The organism is Thioclava dalianensis, from assembly GCF_000715505.1.
In the GTDB taxonomy this organism is placed as follows: Bacteria; Pseudomonadota; Alphaproteobacteria; order Rhodobacterales; family Rhodobacteraceae; genus Thioclava; species Thioclava dalianensis.
Genome location: NZ_JHEH01000003.1, coordinates 40,170 through 56,557 on the forward strand (window position 1 = coordinate 40,170; position 16,388 = coordinate 56,557).

Sequence of the window (16,388 nt, forward strand, 5' to 3'; positions counted from 1 at the left end):
ATGTGCGTAATTTCATGGATCTCACCGATCAGCTTCGCGCCTTTGTCGCGACCGCCCAGACGGGCTCCTTCACGGCGGCCGCCGAGCGGATGGGCATCTCGAACCGCCTGAGTTCGAAATATGTGGCCGAGCTGGAGGCACGGCTGGGCACACGTCTGTTACAGCGCACGACGCGGCGGGTCGGGCTGACCCCGGCGGGGGAGCGGTTGCTGGCCCAAGCGCCGGATTGGCTCGACGGGCTCGATGCGATGCTGGGGGACGTGACCGAGCAGACGCGCGGCTACTCAGGGCTTTTGCGGATCTCGGCCCCCGTCACCTTCGGCGAAAGCCATATCGCGGCGATGCTCGCACGGTTCGTGCAGGCGCATCCAGCACTTGAGATCGATCTGCGGCTCTCGGACAGCCATGTCGATCTGGCCAGCGAAGGGATCGACCTCGCGTTTCGGATCGGGCGGCTGCAAGACAGCGCGCTCAAATCCCGCAGGCTCGCGCGGTTTGGCATGAAGATCGCGGCCTCGCCTGCCTATCTGGCGCGCGCAGGCGTGCCCTCACGTCCCGAAGAGCTGACCGATCACGCCTGTATCCACGACACCAATCACGGGCAACGCGCGCTCTGGACCATCGGCACGGCAGAGGCGCCGCGCGAGATCCGGATCCGGCCTGCGCTGCGGGTGAACTCGGCGCGCGCGGCGCGCGAGCTGGCGCTGGCCGGTCACGGTATCACTTTTGGGCCGGATTTTGTGCTGGGGCCGGATATCGCGGCGGGGCGGCTTCAGGCGTTGATGCCGGGGCTCGCGCTGCCCGAGCGCACGCTGCATGCGGTCTATCTCGACGGTCCCGCCCTGCCCCGAAAACTGCGCGCGCTGATCGAATTTGCAGCCCAAGATCTGCGCGGCCTCTCGGCGTAAACTCAAAAGATGCGCGCGCGGCTCACTGGATGTCCCAGTCGTCGTCGTGACCGACCGCGCCAATTGCCAGCCAATCGGCACGCACCCGCGCGACCCGGCTGTCGCCCCAGGTCCGAAACACAACGACAAAGCCCTCGGACGTCACCATCTCGGCGGAAATATCCATCCGTCCATTATGCTTCTGGTCGATATCCCACATCGAGAGCGCGACATGCACCATCGGTGTTTCGCGAAATGCGGTGGGAAATTCGACCAGCTTGCGCAGCTCACGCGGGCCGTCTCCGGTCCACATTGCGCCGCCATCCTGATAATCGGAAAACAGAACCATGGAGCCCTGCTGCAACCCGACCCGATGGCTTTCGATGGTAATCATGGCTGAGACTCCCTGAACTGGCCCCAGACTAGCTGCCCGTGACGCAAGAAAAAAGCCCCGGAAAAACCGAGGCTTCTTGGATGATGTTCATGTCGCTCAGAGCGTCATATGGGTGCCCATGGCCTCCATATCCGCCAAAAGCTTGGCGGTGAGATCGGCCACCGAAGGATGTGCCTCTTCGTGGACGCGCCGGGCTTCCTCGATGAGATGGTCGTGCACTTCCTTGGTGAATTCCTCAGCGGGCAGCGAGCGCTCGGCCAGCACGGTCACCCCCTCGGGGGTGATCTCTGCAAAGCCGCCGGTCACAGCGTAGCTATAGGTTTCCGTCCGGGTCACGAGCGTCAGCTTGCCGGGCCGCAGCGTGGTGAGCATCGGCGCGTGGCCGGGCATCACCGTCAGGTCGCCATCGGCGCCCGGAACCATGACCTCGATCGCTTCCTCGACAGAGGCGAGCTTGCGCTCGGGCGCGACGAGATCGAATTGCATGCTATCGGCCATAACGCCTCCTTACGCCGCAGCGGCGAGTTTTTCGGCTTTCGCTTTCACATCCTCAATGCCGCCGACCATGTAGAAGGCGCCCTCGGGGAGGTGATCGTATTCGCCAGCCACGACAGCCTTGAACGAGGCGATGGTGTCTTCGAGCGGCACCTGAACGCCGTCCGAGCCGGTGAAGACTTTTGCAACGTCGAAGGGCTGGCTCAGGAAGCGCTGGATCTTACGCGCACGCGACACGGTCAGCTTGTCCTCTTCCGAAAGCTCGTCCATGCCGAGGATCGCGATGATGTCCTGAAGGGCCTTGTAACGCTGCAAGATCTCCTGAACGTCGCGCGCCACGCGGTAATGCTCTTCACCGAGGATCAGCGGATCCATCAGACGCGAGGTCGAGTCGAGCGGGTCCACAGCCGGGTAGATACCCAGCTCCGAAATCGCGCGGTTGAGAACCGTCGTTGCGTCAAGGTGGGCGAAGGTCGTGGCCGGTGCCGGGTCGGTCAAGTCATCTGCAGGCACGTAGACCGCCTGAATCGAGGTGATCGAGCCGTTCTTGGTCGAGGTGATGCGTTCCTGCATCGCACCCATGTCGGTGGCCAGCGTCGGCTGGTAACCCACAGCCGACGGGATCCGGCCCAGAAGTGCCGACATCTCCGAGCCCGCCTGCGTGAAGCGGAAGATGTTGTCGACGAAGAACAGGACGTCGGTGCCGGTTGCATCGCGGAACTGCTCGGCCAAGGTCAGGCCGGTCAGCGCGATCCGCGCACGTGCGCCCGGAGGCTCGTTCATCTGGCCGAAAACCAGCGCGATTTTGGAGTCGGGCAGGTTGTCGGGGGTCAGAACGCCCGATTCAATCATCTCGTGATAGAGGTCGTTGCCCTCACGAGTCCGCTCCCCCACACCGGCGAACACGGACAGACCCGAGTGCACTTTCGCGATGTTGTTGATCAGCTCTTGGATCAGAACCGTCTTGCCAACACCTGCGCCGCCGAACAGGCCGATCTTGCCGCCTTTGGAGTACGGGGCGAGCAGGTCGATCACCTTGATGCCGGTGACGAGGATCTGCGCCTCGGTCGCCTGATCGGCGAAATCGGGGGCGGGTGCGTGGATCGGACGGTACTCATCCGCCTCGACCGGGCCCTTCTCGTCCACCGGCTCACCGATGACGTTGAGGATGCGGCCCAGCGTGGCCGTGCCAACCGGCACCGAGATCGGCTTGCCGGTGTCTTTGACAGCCGCGCCGCGCACGAGGCCTTCGGTTGCGTCCATTGCGATCGCACGCACCGAGCTTTCGCCCAGGTGTTGCGCCACTTCGAGCACCAGCCGCTTGCCGTTGTTTTCCGTTTCCAGCGCGTTGAGGATCGCGGGCAGCTCGCCGTCGAACTGCACGTCCACGACGGCGCCGATGACCTGGGTTACCTTGCCATTGCTTGCCATGAGGGTTTTCTCCGGTTCCGTCAGAGCGCCTCAGCGCCCGAAATGATTTCGATGAGTTCCTTGGTGATCGCGGCCTGGCGCGAGCGGTTGTATTCGATCGTCAGCTTGTCGATCATTTCGCCCGCGTTTCGCGTGGCGCTGTCCATAGCCGACATACGTGCGCCCTGCTCCGAGGCCCCGTTCTCCAACAGGGCGGTGAAGATCTGCGTCGCAACCCCGCGCGGCAGCAGATCGGCGAGGATCTGCGTCTCGGAGGGTTCGTAATCGTAGTTCACCGACGGCGCTTCCTCCCCGTCTTCCGCCTCAAACGAGGCCGGGATGATCTGCTTGGCCGTTGGCGTCTGCGCGATCACGCTCTGGAAGGTCGAGAAGAAGATCGTCGCCACGTCGAACTCACCTGCGTCGAAGCGGCTGGTCAGATCGCGCGCGATGGATTGCGCGTCATCATAGCTCAACCGTTTGACGTCGCTGAGATCGACATGCCCCACGAAATACTGGCCGAAATCCCGGCGCAGCGAGTCGCGGCCCTTCTTACCGACGGTGAGGATTTTCACCTCTTTCCCCTCGGCGAGAAGTTTGTTGGCACGCTGGCGTGCGAGCTTGGCGATATTGGCGTTGAAGCCACCGCACAGGCCCCGCTCGGCGGTCATCACCACAAGCATGTGGATCTTGTCCGAGCCCGTCCCATTGAGCAGGCGCGGCGCATTGTCCGACCCTTTCACCGAGCCTGCCAGCCCCGCCATCACGGCATTCATCCGTTCGGCATAGGGGCGTGCAGCTTCGGCGGCCTCTTGGGCACGGCGCAGCTTGGCTGCGGCGACCATTTGCATCGCCTTGGTGATCTTCCGCGTGTTCTTGACGCTTCCGATCCGGTTTTTAAGGTCCTTAAGGCTGGGCATGTCCCTGTCCTTTCAGGCCAATCACGCGAAGGTCTTGGCGAATTCGTCGAGAGCGGCTTTGAGCTTGTCTGCAGCATCACCCTTGATCTTGGGATCGTCCTGGGTCAGCCAATCGAGGATGTCCTTGCGCGAGTTGCGCAGGTAATCAAGCAGCCCTTTTTCGAAATGGCGCACCTGATCCACCGGGATATCGTCAAGATAGCCCTGCGTACCCGCAAAGATCACAGCCACGATTTCCGCGTTGGTGAGCGGCGAATACTGTGATTGTTTCATCAGCTCGGTCAGACGCGCACCGCGGTTCAGAAGCTTTTGCGTTGCCGCATCAAGATCCGAACCGAACTGTGCGAAGGCCGCCATCTCGCGATACTGGGCAAGCTCCAGTTTCACAGGACCAGCCACAGCTTTCATCGAGTTGGTCTGGGCCGAGGAGCCGACGCGCGACACCGACAGACCGGTGTTCACAGCCGGACGCACGCCCTGATAGAACAGTTCCGTCTCGAGGAAGATCTGACCGTCGGTGATCGAGATCACGTTGGTCGGGATATAGGCCGACACGTCGCCCGCTTGGGTTTCGATAACCGGAAGTGCGGTGAGCGAGCCCGAACCGAATTCCTCGTTCATCTTCGCCGAACGCTCGAGCAGGCGCGAATGGAGATAGAACACGTCGCCCGGATAGGCTTCACGACCCGGCGGACGGCGCAGCAGGAGCGACATCTGGCGATAGGCCACAGCCTGCTTGGACAGATCGTCATAGATGATCAGCGCATGCATGCCGTTGTCGCGGAAATATTCCGCCATCGCGGTCGCGGTATAGGGGGCGAGATATTGCATCGGAGCGGGGTCCGAGGCGGTCGCGGCGATCACGGTCGTGTATTCGATCGCGCCGGTCTCTTCGAGCTTCTTCACAAGCTGTGCCACGGTCGAGCGTTTCTGCCCGATTGCCACGTAGAAGCAGTGCATCTTGTTGGCCGGATCGGCGTCGTTATACGATTTCTGGTTGAGGATCGTATCGAGCGCGATTGCGGTCTTGCCGGTCTGACGGTCACCGATGATCAGCTCGCGCTGGCCACGGCCGATCGGAATCATCGCGTCGACCGATTTCAGGCCGGTGGCCATCGGCTCATGCACCGATTTACGCGGGATGATGCCCGGCGCTTTGACGTCGGCCACACGGCGCTCTTTGCTCTCGATGGCGCCTTTGCCGTCGATTGCATAACCCAGACCGTCCACGACGCGCCCCAGCAGGGCCTCGCCCACCGGCACGTCCACGATGGAGTTCGTGCGCTTGACGGTGTCGCCTTCTTTGATGTCCTGGTCGGAGCCGAAGATCACGATACCGACGTTGTCGGATTCGAGGTTCAGCGCCATCCCGCGGATACCACCGGGGAATTCCACCATCTCACCGGCCTGGACGTTGTCGAGGCCATAGACGCGCGCAATACCGTCACCAACCGACAGCACACGACCGACTTCAGCGACTTGGGCGTCCTGCCCGAAATTCTTGATCTGGTCCTTGAGGATCGCAGAAATCTCAGCTGCTTGGATGCCCATTTATCCGACCTCTTTCATGGCGTTCTTGAGAGAAGCGAGTTTCGATTTGATCGACGTGTCGATCATACGCGAGCCAAGCTTCACGATCATGCCACCGATGAGGCTTTCATCGACAGCGGTGTTGAGTTTCACGGTCTTGCCCGTCTGTTTCTTCAGCGTCGCGGCCAAGGATTTCGCCTGAGCTGCCGACAGTTCAGAGGCCGAGACCACATCAGCGGTCACCTCGCCCTTCTCTTCGGCGATCAGCGCGTTCAGCCTCCGCAAGAGTTGCGGCAGCGTGAACAGGCGCCGTTTGGCCGCCATCAGTTGCAGCCCGTTGCCCATCGGCGCCGACAGCCCCATTTTCTGGGCAAGTGCTGCAATCGCACCCGACTGCTGGTCGCGCGTGTAGATCGGCGAGGCGATCACTTCACGCAGCTCATCCGAGCCCTCGAGTGCCGCGCTCAGCGCGTCGACATCAGCCTCGAGCGCTTTGACGTCATTGGCCTCACGCGACAAATCAAAAATTGCGAGCGCATAGCGCCCGGCGATGCTTGCGGAAATCGAAGCTGGTTCGGACACGTCCACCCTTCCGATGCTTGTTGCCCCCGCCCGTAACCTTATTGGTCCCGGAGAGAGAGCGCTCCCCCGGCACTGGAATTTCGCTCCTGCGCCGCATATCGGAGAGGTGAGTAGCAGAGCAATTCCCCCCTCGCAACCGTCTTAAGCACGAGAATGTGAGCAGAAGCTCCCCAATTCGACCTTCGTCGCGATAAGGTGACAGCCTTGATGCTGATTTATTCAGGAACAGTCACGTTTTGCGCTGTTTGTGACCGCAGTTCGAAAATCACCTCTTGAGTGATTCACGCCCCGCCTTGCCGCATGGGAAGCCATGGCAGAGCGCTTTTATGCCGGGTCGCTCACCGGTTTGACCGCCCCTTCGAGGATCGAAAGCGGCTTGCGCATCCGCGCGCCCACGCCGTTATTGGGGCGGGCATGGACCTGTTTTGAGACCTCAAGCAAGATCACCCCAGCCGCCAGCACCCCCGAGACGCGGGTGCCAAGCTGCTCCCACATCGCCGAGGAGCGCAGCCAGAAGCGGCGATGGCTGGGCGGAATATAGAGCGCGGCCATCTGGCGTTCCGGCACAAAGCCCGAGCGCCTTGCTAGCTGATCGAACTGGCCCGGCGTGAAGGGCTTGCCAAAGCCGAAGGGCGTCGTCTCACGCGGGGCCCAGAGGCCTGCGCGGTTGGGCACGATGAACAGCGCGCGCCCCCCCGGCCCCAGCACCCGCCAGCATTCCGCCATCAGCGCATCGGTATTGTCCGAGGTCTCGATCCCATGCATCACGATCAGCCGGTCGACGCGGCCCGTCTCAAGCGGCCAGCGGGTCTCCTCGCAGAGCACCGAGACATTGGGCTGGCCTGCGGGCCATGGCATCACCCCCTGCCCCGCCGGCATCAGCCCGATCACCCGGCGCGCGGGCTCCAGATAGGGGCGCAAAAGCGGCACCGCAAAGCCGAACCCCGCCACCGTCTGCCCCGCGAGCGAGGGCGCCGTTGCGGGCCACATCGTCTCCACCTTGTCGCGGATCGCGCGCTGCGCGGCGCGTCCAAGTTGCGTTCGGTAATAGAAATTCCGCAGGTCGAGCACATCGAGATGCATTGCGCCGGGTGCCTCCTTGAGCGTAGCTTGCCCTTAAAATAGCCAAAGTTCTGGAAAACGCCATGACAGTCGACCTTCTTATTGTGCCATGCCTCTCCGACAACTACGCCTATATTGTGCATGAGGCCGCGACCGACACCACCACGGTGATCGATGTTCCCGAGGCCGCCCCGATCCTGCAAGCGCTCAACGAACGTGGGCTCAAAGCCAATCTGATCTTGCTCACCCATCATCATTCCGATCACATCGACGGGGCTGCGGCCTTGGCGGCGGCGACCGGGGCCAAGCTGATCGGGGGGGCGCGCGATGCGCATCGGTTGCCGCAGCTCGATCAGGCCGTGAGCCCGGGCGAGACATTGCCCATTGGGATGGAGCATGTCGCGGTTCTCGACGCGCCGGGTCACACGGTCGGTCACATCGCCTTTTACTTCCCCGAGGCGGGGCTGCTATTTTCCGGTGACAGTCTGATGAGCTGGGGCTGCGGGCGACTGTTTGAGGGCTCGCCTGCGCAGATGCACGAGACCTTGCAGCAATTCTGCGACCTGCCCGATGAGACGCTGATCTGCTCGGGCCATGAATGTACCGAAGCCAATGGCCGTTTCGCGCTCAGCCTTGAGCCCGACAATCCCGAACTGCTGGCGCGGATGGAGGAGGTGCGCGAGGCGCGCGCCCGAATGCGCCCCACAGTGCCGATTGAGCTGGCCCGCGAAAAGCGCACCAACCCGTTCCTGCGCGGCGATGATCCGGCGCTGCGTGCCGCGCTTGATCTGCCCGAGGGGGCCAGCGCGCTTGAGGTCTTCACCGAGGCGCGGATGCGCAAGGACCGGTTCTAAGCGGTCCTTGCGAAGGGGGGCTCAGGCGCTCAGCTCGCGCGCTTCGATCTTGTAGGTGAAGCTTTCGGGATCGAGCGAATCCTGCCGCACGCCGTCAATCTCGGCCTGCGGATACATCAGATAGGGCAGCTTAGGACCATTCGAGCCGGGCAACGACACGTCATGGGCGAAGTTATAGGCCACCCAGTTGCCCTCCCATGCCCCAAAGAGCGCGCGGCGCACATCGACCACTTTCGGATCGTCGAGCGAGAGATGGCCCTTGCCCTCTTGCAGCATGACCTTGCGTACATCCGCCGGATCGACCGCGATCCAGCCGAAATCGGACAGGAACACCTCGGCGCGGCAGTGCTGCGCCTTTGAGACGTCGGGATCATTCGCGCCAAGGCTTTTGTAGCCAAATTTCGACGGGGCCACGCGGATGCCATATACATCGCGAGCCGGAAGACCGGCAGCGCGGGCAAGCCCGACATATAGCGCGTTGAGATCGGCGCATTTTCCCGTCAGATCGCCCATTGCCAACATCGAGCCCACATCGCCCAGACCACAGCCCCGCGTCTTGGGATTGCGCGCGGTGTTCTCGACGATCCACTCATAGATCCGGCGCGCCTTGTCGAGATCGCCAGTCGCGCCCTTGGTGATCTGGTCGGAGGTCTGTTTGACCAGACCATCGGTTGGGATCAGATCGGTGGGCGCGGTGTAGCGGGCCTGCTCGGCTGCGCTCAGGGACGCGTGGGCGCGCGGCTTGCTCAGATCCACGGCGCGGCTCTGGGTCGAAGCGGTCGTCTTGAGCACCATTGTGCGCGGCGTCTTCGCGCCGTCCCAGCGGGCCTGCACGAATTTCACGCCCTTGACGGGATCGGTCTCAAGGCTGGCGCTGTCGGCGCTCGTGGTCCAGCTCGCATCGCCCGCTTTCATCCAATCGCCCGCCGTCACCGCAGGCACCGGCAGCCAAAGCTGCGCGCTCTCGGGGCTGGCAGGCAGGGTGACCGTGGTGGTCAGCTCAAAGCTCCGCCAGCCATCGGGTGCGGGAGAAAACGCCGCCTGCGCACCGCGCGGCAACAGGGTTCCAACCGAAGCCGCGGCACCGATCTGGATCAGGGTTCGTCTGGTCATCCGCATCGGATCTCTCCCTTGGTCAGCTACGCAGATGTCTCTAACGTCGCGCCACACTCAAAACAAGTTCCAACATGGGCGGGCCAATCCTTGCGCGCCCTCGCTATGCGGGGCGCAACGACGCGATCACACTCACCGGGGACGCGCTTGCATCCACGTTGCGAAAGCGCGATACCTGACGCGCTCATTTATCGCCCGGACATCATGCTTTTACCCCGTATCCCTTACGAGTTCCGTCGCCAGTTGCGCCGCTTTGGCCCCTCGATGGGCCGCCGCCCCGGCGTTGACATCCTGCGCGGCGCTTTCGGTGCGGGTGTGGCGATCTTGCTGATGACAATGGTCGTCGTGTCGATGCCGCATTCGCAACAGACCGGTTTCTATCTGGTCTCCTCCTTTGCCTCGACCGCAGTGCTGCTATTCGTGCTGCCCAATTCGCCGCTGGCGCAGCCTTGGGCCACGATGGTGGGGATGCTGATCTCGGCGCTGGTCCCGATTGCGGTGCTCAAGATGATCCCGCCACCCTACGCCGATGGTCTGGCCGTCGGGGCGGCGATTGCCGCGATGATGGCGGCGCGGGCTCTGCATCCGCCGGGGGCTGCGATCGCACTTTTGGTGGTGCTCGAAGATGCCGCCGGACGCCATCTGGGCGTGGGCTTTGCGCTGTTTCCAATTGCCACGATCACGCTGCTGCTGATCGTCATCGCGATGCTGTACAATCGGCTGTTCGGCATCTCCTACCCGACCCGTCCGTTGGGCCGTCGCCACCGGCAGGGCATTCGCGCAAGCGGCCCGGCCCGCTCGCTCAGCCAGCGCGACCTGTCGGATCTGCTCGTCGAGTTCAACCAATCGGCCAACATGGCTCCCGCCGATCTGGCGCGGTTGATTTCAGCGGCCGAGCACCGCGCAGCCGAGGCCTTGCTGGCGGGCACCTGCGTGCGCGATCTGATGACGCGCAACCCGGTGACCGTGGGCCCCGAGGCCCCGCTCACCGAGATTGTGCGCAAGATGACCGCGCTTGATGTGCACACCCTGCCGGTCGTTGACAGCGCAGGCCATTATCTGGGCGTGGTCGATCAGCATGACGCGCTCGAAGAGCTGTTCAAGGAATTCGACATCCTGCGCCGCCCGTTCCGCTTTCGCACCGCCCCGCCCGAGGCCGAGGCCCGCGCGATCTTTCACACCGATGTCGAGACGGTGGATGGCGATACGCCCGTGGGCGCATTGCTGGAGCGGCTCGCCCGGCGCGAGGCACGCGTCGTGCCGGTGACCGAAGCGGGCCGGATCGTGGGCATCCTCACACGCACCGATATCATGGGGCTGCTCCTAGACCACTCTCCCGCAGCCCATGGCGAAGACGAGGGCGGTGACGCGCCCACAGATCCGCAGGGCTCTGCCGGGGCGGATCAGCCGCAGCCCGCAGAGAGAGACGCCCCACCTGCCCGTCCGCAGTGACAGCACATAAAGCCATCACGTCCTCATGTCGCACCGATCCGTTCATGAGTCGCGTAAGGATCAGGCAGAGCCCTTGAAACCCACCGGGCGCTCCCCCATCTGGAGGCAGACCCCGAGATATTCCCAAGATATAGATGTCGTTTCGTGCGCTAGCGCACCATCGCGATGATTTGGCGGCTGTTTTTTTGGCACGAATCACCACTTGGAAGTTTTTTGGGCATAAAAGACTTGAAGCGCGGGCAATTCCACCGAACTTTAAGACTATGAGGCCAGGATCAGCGACGGGCGCGCCCACGCCGAATCCCAAAGGACAAGGAGCAGATCATGCCATCGTTTTCCAATACGCTCGAACAGGCGATCCACGGCGCACTCGCATTGGCCAACGCGCGACGTCACGAACTGGCCACGCTTGAACATCTCTTGCTCGCTTTGACCGATGAACCCGATGCCGCGCGCGTCATGAATGCCTGCGCCGTCGACCTCGACGAGCTGCGCCAGACGCTGGTCGAATTCATCGATGACGATCTCTCAACGCTCGAAACCGAGGTCGAGGGCTCGGAGGCTGTGCCGACCGCCGCCTTCCAGCGGGTGATCCAGCGCGCCGCAATCCATGTCCAATCCTCGGGCCGCTCGGAAGTGACCGGGGCCAATGTGCTGGTCGCGATCTTTGCCGAACGCGAAAGCAACGCCGCCTATTTCCTGCAAGAGCAGGATATGACGCGCTATGACGCGGTGAATTTCATCGCCCATGGCGTGGCCAAAGACCCCGAATTCGGCGAGGCCCGCCCTGTGACCGGCGCCGAGGACGAAGCGAAAGCCGAGGCACAAGCCACGCAGGCTGAAGCCAAGGAATCCGCGCTCGACAAATATTGCGTCAATCTCAACAAGAAATCCGAGAAGGGCGATGTTGACCCGCTGATCGGGCGCGAGCACGAGGTGGAGCGCTGTATTCAGGTGCTGTGCCGCCGGCGCAAGAACAACCCGCTTCTGGTGGGCGATCCCGGCGTGGGCAAGACCGCCATCGCCGAGGGGCTTGCGCTCAAGATCACCCGCGGCGAGACGCCCGAAATCCTGTCGAAATCGACGATCTATTCGCTCGATATGGGCGCGCTTCTGGCGGGCACCCGCTATCGCGGTGACTTTGAGGAGCGTCTGAAGGCGGTCGTCAAGGAGCTGGAAGACCATGAAGACGCGATTCTGTTCATCGACGAGATCCACACCGTGATCGGTGCGGGCGCGACCTCGGGCGGTGCAATGGACGCCTCGAACCTGCTCAAGCCCGCGCTTGCGGGCGGCAAGCTGCGCACGATGGGCTCGACCACCTATAAAGAGTTCCGTCAGCATTTCGAGAAAGACCGCGCCCTGTCGCGCCGGTTCCAGAAGATCGACGTGAACGAGCCTTCGGTGCCGGATTCGATCAAGATCCTGATGGGTCTCAAGCCCTATTTCGAGAAGCATCACGACATCCGCTACACCAACGAGGCGATCAAAACTGCCGTGGAGCTGTCGGCGCGCTACGTGCACGACCGCAAACTGCCCGACAAGGCGATTGACGTGATCGACGAGGCGGGCGCGGCCCAGCACCTGCTGGCCGAAAGCAAGAAGCGCAAGACCATCGGCCCGAAGGAGATCGAATCCGTCGTCGCCAAGATCGCGCGCATCCCGGCGAAATCGGTCACCAAAAGCGATGCAGAGGTGCTCAAGGATCTCGAGAAGACGCTCAAGCGCGTTGTGTTCGGTCAGGACAAGGCCATCGAGGCGCTGGCCTCGGCCATCAAACTGGCCCGTGCCGGCCTGCGCGAGCCTGAAAAGCCCATCGGCAACTACCTGTTTGCAGGCCCGACCGGCGTCGGCAAGACCGAGGTCGCCAACCAGCTCGCCGACAGTCTTGGCGTAGAACTTCTGCGGTTCGACATGTCGGAATATATGGAGAAACACGCGGTCTCGCGTCTGATCGGTGCGCCTCCGGGCTATGTCGGCTTCGATCAGGGCGGCATGCTGACCGATGGCGTCGATCAGCACCCGCATTGCGTGCTGCTGCTTGACGAGATCGAAAAGGCGCACCCGGATGTCTACAACATCCTGCTGCAAGTGATGGATCACGGCAAACTCACCGACCATAACGGTCGCACGGTGGATTTCCGCAATGTGATCTTGATCATGACCTCGAATGCGGGCGCCTCCGAGCAGGCGAAATCCGCGATTGGCTTTGGGCGCGACCGGCGCGAGGGCGAGGATACCGCCGCAATCGAGCGGACCTTCACGCCCGAGTTCCGCAACCGTCTTGATGCGGTGGTGAGTTTTGCACCGCTGTCGCGCGATGTGATCTTGCAGGTGGTCGACAAATTCGTCCTCCAGCTCGAGGCGCAGCTGATCGATCGCAACGTCCATATCGAGCTGACCCCGGCTGCCGCCAATTGGCTCGCCGAGAAAGGCTATGACGACAAGATGGGCGCACGTCCGCTGGGCCGCGTGATCCAAGAGCATATCAAGAAGCCGCTCGCTGAAGAGCTGCTCTTTGGCAAGCTGACCAAGGGCGGCGTGGCGAAGGTCTCGGTCAAAGACAATGAGATCGTCGTCAATGTCGAGGAGCCGGGCAAGAAACGTCTCTCCGGCTCGTCCAAGCCGCCGCTTCTCACGGCGGAGTAATTCCGGCCGTGTGGCGCGCCACACTCGTCTGCTTTCTCGTCCCGGCCCTGCCCTGCATGGCCGGGACGATTTCGTTGAACCTGCCGGTCGAGTGCACTCTGGGCAAAAGCTGCTACATCCAGAATTACGTCGACCGCGATCCCGGCCCCGGCACACGCGATGTGGGCTGTGGCACGCTCAGCTATAACGGCCATAAGGGCACGGATTTCGCGCTGCCAACGGTCGCGGCGATGCGCGCGGGCGTGAAGGTGCGCGCCGCCGCCCCCGGCACGGTCCGGGCGGTGCGCGACGGAGAGCCCGACCGCGCCTTCGTAGACGGCGCCTCGGTCGCCGGGCGCGAATGCGGCAACGGCGTCGTGATCGAGGATGGCGATGGCTGGGAGACCCAATATTGCCACATGCGCGACGGCTCGATTTCGGTCAAGCCGGGGCAGGTCGTCGCTGCGGGCGACGTGCTGGGGCTTGTTGGGCAATCGGGCAAGGCGGAGTTCCCGCATCTGCATCTCAGCCTGCGCCATGACGGCAAAACGGTGGACCCGTTCGATCCCGATATGCGGCAGGCCTGCGCCACTGACATCGCCGCGCAAGAGCTTTGGGCCGAACCGATTGCCTATATCCCAACGGGTGTGTTGCAGCTGGGGTTTGCCTCTCAACCGCCCAGCTATGATGCGGTCAAGCAAGGCCTTGCGCCCGAGGCTACCCTGCCCGCTGACGGCCCCGCGCTGGTCGTGTGGCTCTATGGGTTTGGCGCGCAGACCGGCGACCAGATCAAGACCCGGATCACTGGCCCCGACGGGCTGAGCTTGGCGCATGATGCCGAGCTGAAGAAAACCCAAGCACTGTTTTTCCAATTCTTTGGGCGCAAAACCCCGGCCGACGGCTGGCCCGCGGGCCGCTACCGCGCGCAGGTCGAGATCTTGCGCGCAGGCGATGTAATCGCGCAGCGCACGCTTGAGGTCACGCTGACACGATAGCGCCCAAGCGCGCCGACTTACGGGATCGGCGCTGCCGGACCGGGCTGACCCGAAGGGCGCTCGGCGCGTTTGGATCGGGCTGCGGTTTCCTCCTCACTCACCTCGGGCGGCAAAAGCGAGACGATCCGCCCGCCCGGATCGACCTTCATCGCTTTGGCATCCACCACAAAGCGCAGCTCGCCCTTGGGCGAGAGGACCATTACCGGTACCGCGCGCGGGCGCTTCTCGCGCCAATCGGAGAGCTTGTATTCCTCGGTGATGCGGGTGATGCGAAAGCGCCAGCCCTCGGCCAGAAGCGTCTCATACCCCTCAAGCGTGCGCCCCTCGCCAAAGCGGCGCCCGCCGATCTGGGTGGGCAGCGCGTGGCGCTCGCGGTCATCCTTGACGCGCGGCACCTGCCAAACCTTGTCGCGGCCCAGCTCGGGTCCAAGATCGGTGGCAATCAGGCTGTTATACGCGTCGTTATCGGTGGCCGCGAGCAGCGTGGAATAGGACATCAGCTCGACCTTGTCTTCGGCGGCCTCACCGATGATATCGCCGTAGAAGGTCTTGATACCACTGGCACGCGGGCGGATCAGATGGGCGTGGTTCGGATCGGTGATGAGTACCGGAACCTCGGCTTTCATCAGCGCCTCTGCAAGCTGCGTGGTAAAGCGCGAGCCCCCCGCAATCAGCAGCCCCGGACGGTCGGTATTGGCCAGCCCCAGCCGCCGCGCAAGCGGTGCGAGCGTAAAGCCATGCACAAGCACCGTGGCCACCACCAGCACGAAAGCCAGCGGCCCGATCCGCGCGCCGTCAGTGATCCCGGCTTCGGCAAGGCGCTGACCAAAGAGCCCCGCCACCGCCACCAGAACCACCCCGCGCGGGCCGGTCAGAGCGATCAACATCCGCTCATTGCGCGGCAGATCCGAGCCCGCCAGCGAGATCAGCACCGTGGCCGGACGCGCCACCAGAACCACAAGCGCCACGAACAAAGCCGCGTGCCAATCCAGCGCCATAAGCTGATCGATCTGAATATTTGCAGCCAGCAAAATAAACACGCCCGAGACCAGCAGCACGGTCGCATGTTCCTTGAAACGGCGCAGCTCCTCGTAGGAGGGCAGATCGGCATTGCCGATCACCAGCCCCATCACGGTGACCGCCAGCAGCCCGCTTTCATGCAGCACCGAATCGGTCACACCAAAGGTCACCAGAAGCGCCGCGAAAAGCACGGGCACTTTCATGAATTCCGGCACCCAGCCGCGCGCAAAGGCGCGGGCTATGAAAAACCCCACCGCGCCGCCGATCAGCGCCGCGAAGACGATGCCAAGTGCGAGATGGGTAATCGCCTCGCCCATCGACAGGTTAGAGCGCGCGGTCACCACCACCTCGAAGGCCAGCACGGCGGCCAGCGCTCCGATCGGATCGTTGACGATGGCCTCCCATTGCAACAGCCGCGCCGGACGGCGGGCGAGCTTGGCGGTGCGCAAAAGCGGGGCAATCACGGTCGGGCCGGTGACAACCATGATACCACCGAACACCGCAGCGCTCTCCCAGCTCAGCCCCGCGCCGTAGACAAGAGCCAGCGCCGAGAGCAGCCAGCCCAGCGGCGCGCCAATGAAAACAAGCCGCTTCACGCCGGATTTCGCATCGCCCAGCCGGTGCAGATCGAGCGTGAACCCGCCCTCAAACAGGATCACCGCCACGGCGAGCGCAACCAGCGGGCTCAGCAGATCTCCGAAGTCGCGGCTTGGATTTAGCAGCCCCGTCGCCGGACCCGCGATCAGACCGGCGGCCAGCATGATCACGATCGCAGGCAGCCGCAGGCGCCACGCAAGCCATTGCGCGCCCACACCGAACACACCGACAAGCCCGAAGGCCAAGACCGGGCCGAGCCCCGCCGTTTCCGCAACCGCCATGCGCGCCCCTCACTACAGACCTGCGCCCCTTCACGGGCCAGTTCACTGCAGGAAGTCAGGTTCGCGCGCATGATGCAAGCCCCTGATCCTGCGCGATACTGGCGCAAAGATTGACCTTCACGTTGCGATAAGATAGGCAACGACCAGCCTCGCAATCCGGCGGGGCAC

The 16,388-nt window shown here is 63.3% G+C and carries 14 protein-coding genes; 5 read left to right on the forward strand and 9 right to left on the reverse strand.

What is annotated here, in order from left to right:
- Positions 1-14: 14 nt before the first annotated feature.
- The gene (locus DL1_RS03185) at positions 15-908 is read left to right on the forward strand and encodes a LysR family transcriptional regulator (RefSeq protein ID WP_038062401.1); all 894 of its coding nucleotides are present in this window, start codon (positions 15-17) and stop codon (positions 906-908) included.
- Between the two features lie 22 nt (positions 909-930).
- On the opposite strand, the gene DL1_RS03190 is transcribed toward DL1_RS03185, so the two are convergent.
- The 7 genes from DL1_RS03190 to DL1_RS03220 form a co-directional block, all read right to left on the reverse strand.
- The gene (locus tag DL1_RS03190) at positions 931-1,281 is read right to left on the reverse strand and encodes an H-type lectin domain-containing protein (protein WP_038062404.1); all 351 of its coding nucleotides are present in this window, start codon (positions 1,279-1,281) and stop codon (positions 931-933) included.
- A 96-nt stretch (positions 1,282-1,377) separates the two neighbouring features.
- Positions 1,378-1,779: a F0F1 ATP synthase subunit epsilon gene (locus DL1_RS03195; RefSeq protein ID WP_038062407.1), complete on the reverse strand. Its 402-nt coding sequence runs from the start codon at positions 1,777-1,779 to the stop codon at positions 1,378-1,380.
- 9 nt (positions 1,780-1,788) lie between these two features.
- The gene (gene atpD, locus DL1_RS03200) at positions 1,789-3,207 is read right to left on the reverse strand and encodes a F0F1 ATP synthase subunit beta (RefSeq protein ID WP_038062409.1); all 1,419 of its coding nucleotides are present in this window, start codon (positions 3,205-3,207) and stop codon (positions 1,789-1,791) included.
- Between the two features lie 20 nt (positions 3,208-3,227).
- A complete protein-coding gene (locus DL1_RS03205) occupies positions 3,228-4,106 on the reverse strand; it encodes a F0F1 ATP synthase subunit gamma (RefSeq protein ID WP_038062411.1) in 879 nt (292 codons plus the stop codon).
- Positions 4,107-4,127: 21 nt separating this feature from the next.
- Entirely contained in the window at positions 4,128-5,657 is a 1,530-nt protein-coding gene (atpA, locus tag DL1_RS03210; RefSeq protein ID WP_038062412.1) for a F0F1 ATP synthase subunit alpha, read from the reverse strand.
- Entirely contained in the window at positions 5,658-6,218 is a 561-nt protein-coding gene (locus DL1_RS03215) for a F0F1 ATP synthase subunit delta (protein WP_038062413.1), read from the reverse strand.
- 324 nt (positions 6,219-6,542) lie between these two features.
- Complete coding sequence (locus DL1_RS03220) at positions 6,543-7,301, reverse strand: methyltransferase domain-containing protein (protein WP_038062414.1); 759 nt, start codon at positions 7,299-7,301, stop codon at positions 6,543-6,545.
- A 62-nt stretch (positions 7,302-7,363) separates the two neighbouring features.
- Here DL1_RS03220 and gloB point away from each other — a divergent pair, with 62 nt between their 5' ends.
- Positions 7,364-8,134, forward strand: coding sequence for a hydroxyacylglutathione hydrolase (gene gloB, locus DL1_RS03225; RefSeq protein ID WP_038062416.1), 771 nt, complete (start codon positions 7,364-7,366; stop codon positions 8,132-8,134).
- A 21-nt stretch (positions 8,135-8,155) separates the two neighbouring features.
- Here the strand turns inward: gloB and DL1_RS03230 are convergent, their stop codons facing one another.
- Positions 8,156-9,247 carry a transglutaminase-like domain-containing protein gene (locus DL1_RS03230; protein ID WP_038062854.1) on the reverse strand — a complete coding sequence of 364 codons (1,092 nt, stop codon included), beginning with the start codon at positions 9,245-9,247 and terminating at the stop codon, positions 8,156-8,158.
- Positions 9,248-9,451: 204 nt separating this feature from the next.
- On the opposite strand from DL1_RS03230, the gene DL1_RS03235 reads away from it, so the two are divergent.
- The 3 genes from DL1_RS03235 (at position 9,452) to DL1_RS03245 (ending at position 14,322) form a co-directional block, all read left to right on the forward strand.
- Complete coding sequence (locus tag DL1_RS03235; protein WP_162178731.1) at positions 9,452-10,699, forward strand: HPP family protein; 1,248 nt, start codon at positions 9,452-9,454, stop codon at positions 10,697-10,699.
- Positions 10,700-11,023: 324 nt separating this feature from the next.
- Positions 11,024-13,348 (forward strand): ATP-dependent Clp protease ATP-binding subunit ClpA, encoded by a 2,325-nt coding sequence (gene clpA, locus DL1_RS03240; protein ID WP_038062418.1) that lies wholly within the window; start codon positions 11,024-11,026, stop codon positions 13,346-13,348.
- Between the two features lie 8 nt (positions 13,349-13,356).
- A complete protein-coding gene (locus tag DL1_RS03245; RefSeq protein ID WP_248642580.1) occupies positions 13,357-14,322 on the forward strand; it encodes a M23 family metallopeptidase in 966 nt (321 codons plus the stop codon).
- Between the two features lie 17 nt (positions 14,323-14,339).
- Here DL1_RS03245 and DL1_RS03250 read toward each other — a convergent pair whose 3' ends face one another.
- Positions 14,340-16,220, reverse strand: coding sequence for a cation:proton antiporter (locus DL1_RS03250; protein ID WP_051693283.1), 1,881 nt, complete (start codon positions 16,218-16,220; stop codon positions 14,340-14,342).
- Positions 16,221-16,388 lie beyond the last annotated feature (168 nt).

Excerpts from the sequence above, each read along its gene's own strand:
- DL1_RS03185 (WP_038062401.1), top strand. The coding sequence starts at position 15 with ATGGATCTCACCGATCAGCTTCGCGCCTTTGTCGCGACCGCCCAGACG.
- DL1_RS03190 (WP_038062404.1), bottom strand. The coding sequence starts at position 1,281 with ATGATTACCATCGAAAGCCATCGGGTCGGGTTGCAGCAGGGCTCCATG.
- DL1_RS03195 (WP_038062407.1), bottom strand. The coding sequence starts at position 1,779 with ATGGCCGATAGCATGCAATTCGATCTCGTCGCGCCCGAGCGCAAGCTC.
- atpD (WP_038062409.1), bottom strand. The coding sequence starts at position 3,207 with ATGGCAAGCAATGGCAAGGTAACCCAGGTCATCGGCGCCGTCGTGGAC.
- DL1_RS03205 (WP_038062411.1), bottom strand. The coding sequence starts at position 4,106 with ATGCCCAGCCTTAAGGACCTTAAAAACCGGATCGGAAGCGTCAAGAAC.
- atpA (WP_038062412.1), bottom strand. The coding sequence starts at position 5,657 with ATGGGCATCCAAGCAGCTGAGATTTCTGCGATCCTCAAGGACCAGATC.
- DL1_RS03220 (WP_038062414.1), bottom strand. The coding sequence starts at position 7,301 with ATGCATCTCGATGTGCTCGACCTGCGGAATTTCTATTACCGAACGCAA.
- gloB (WP_038062416.1), top strand. The coding sequence starts at position 7,364 with ATGACAGTCGACCTTCTTATTGTGCCATGCCTCTCCGACAACTACGCC.
- DL1_RS03230 (WP_038062854.1), bottom strand. The coding sequence starts at position 9,247 with ATGACCAGACGAACCCTGATCCAGATCGGTGCCGCGGCTTCGGTTGGA.
- DL1_RS03235 (WP_162178731.1), top strand. The coding sequence starts at position 9,452 with ATGCTTTTACCCCGTATCCCTTACGAGTTCCGTCGCCAGTTGCGCCGC.
- clpA (WP_038062418.1), top strand. The coding sequence starts at position 11,024 with ATGCCATCGTTTTCCAATACGCTCGAACAGGCGATCCACGGCGCACTC.
- DL1_RS03250 (WP_051693283.1), bottom strand. The coding sequence starts at position 16,220 with ATGGCGGTTGCGGAAACGGCGGGGCTCGGCCCGGTCTTGGCCTTCGGG.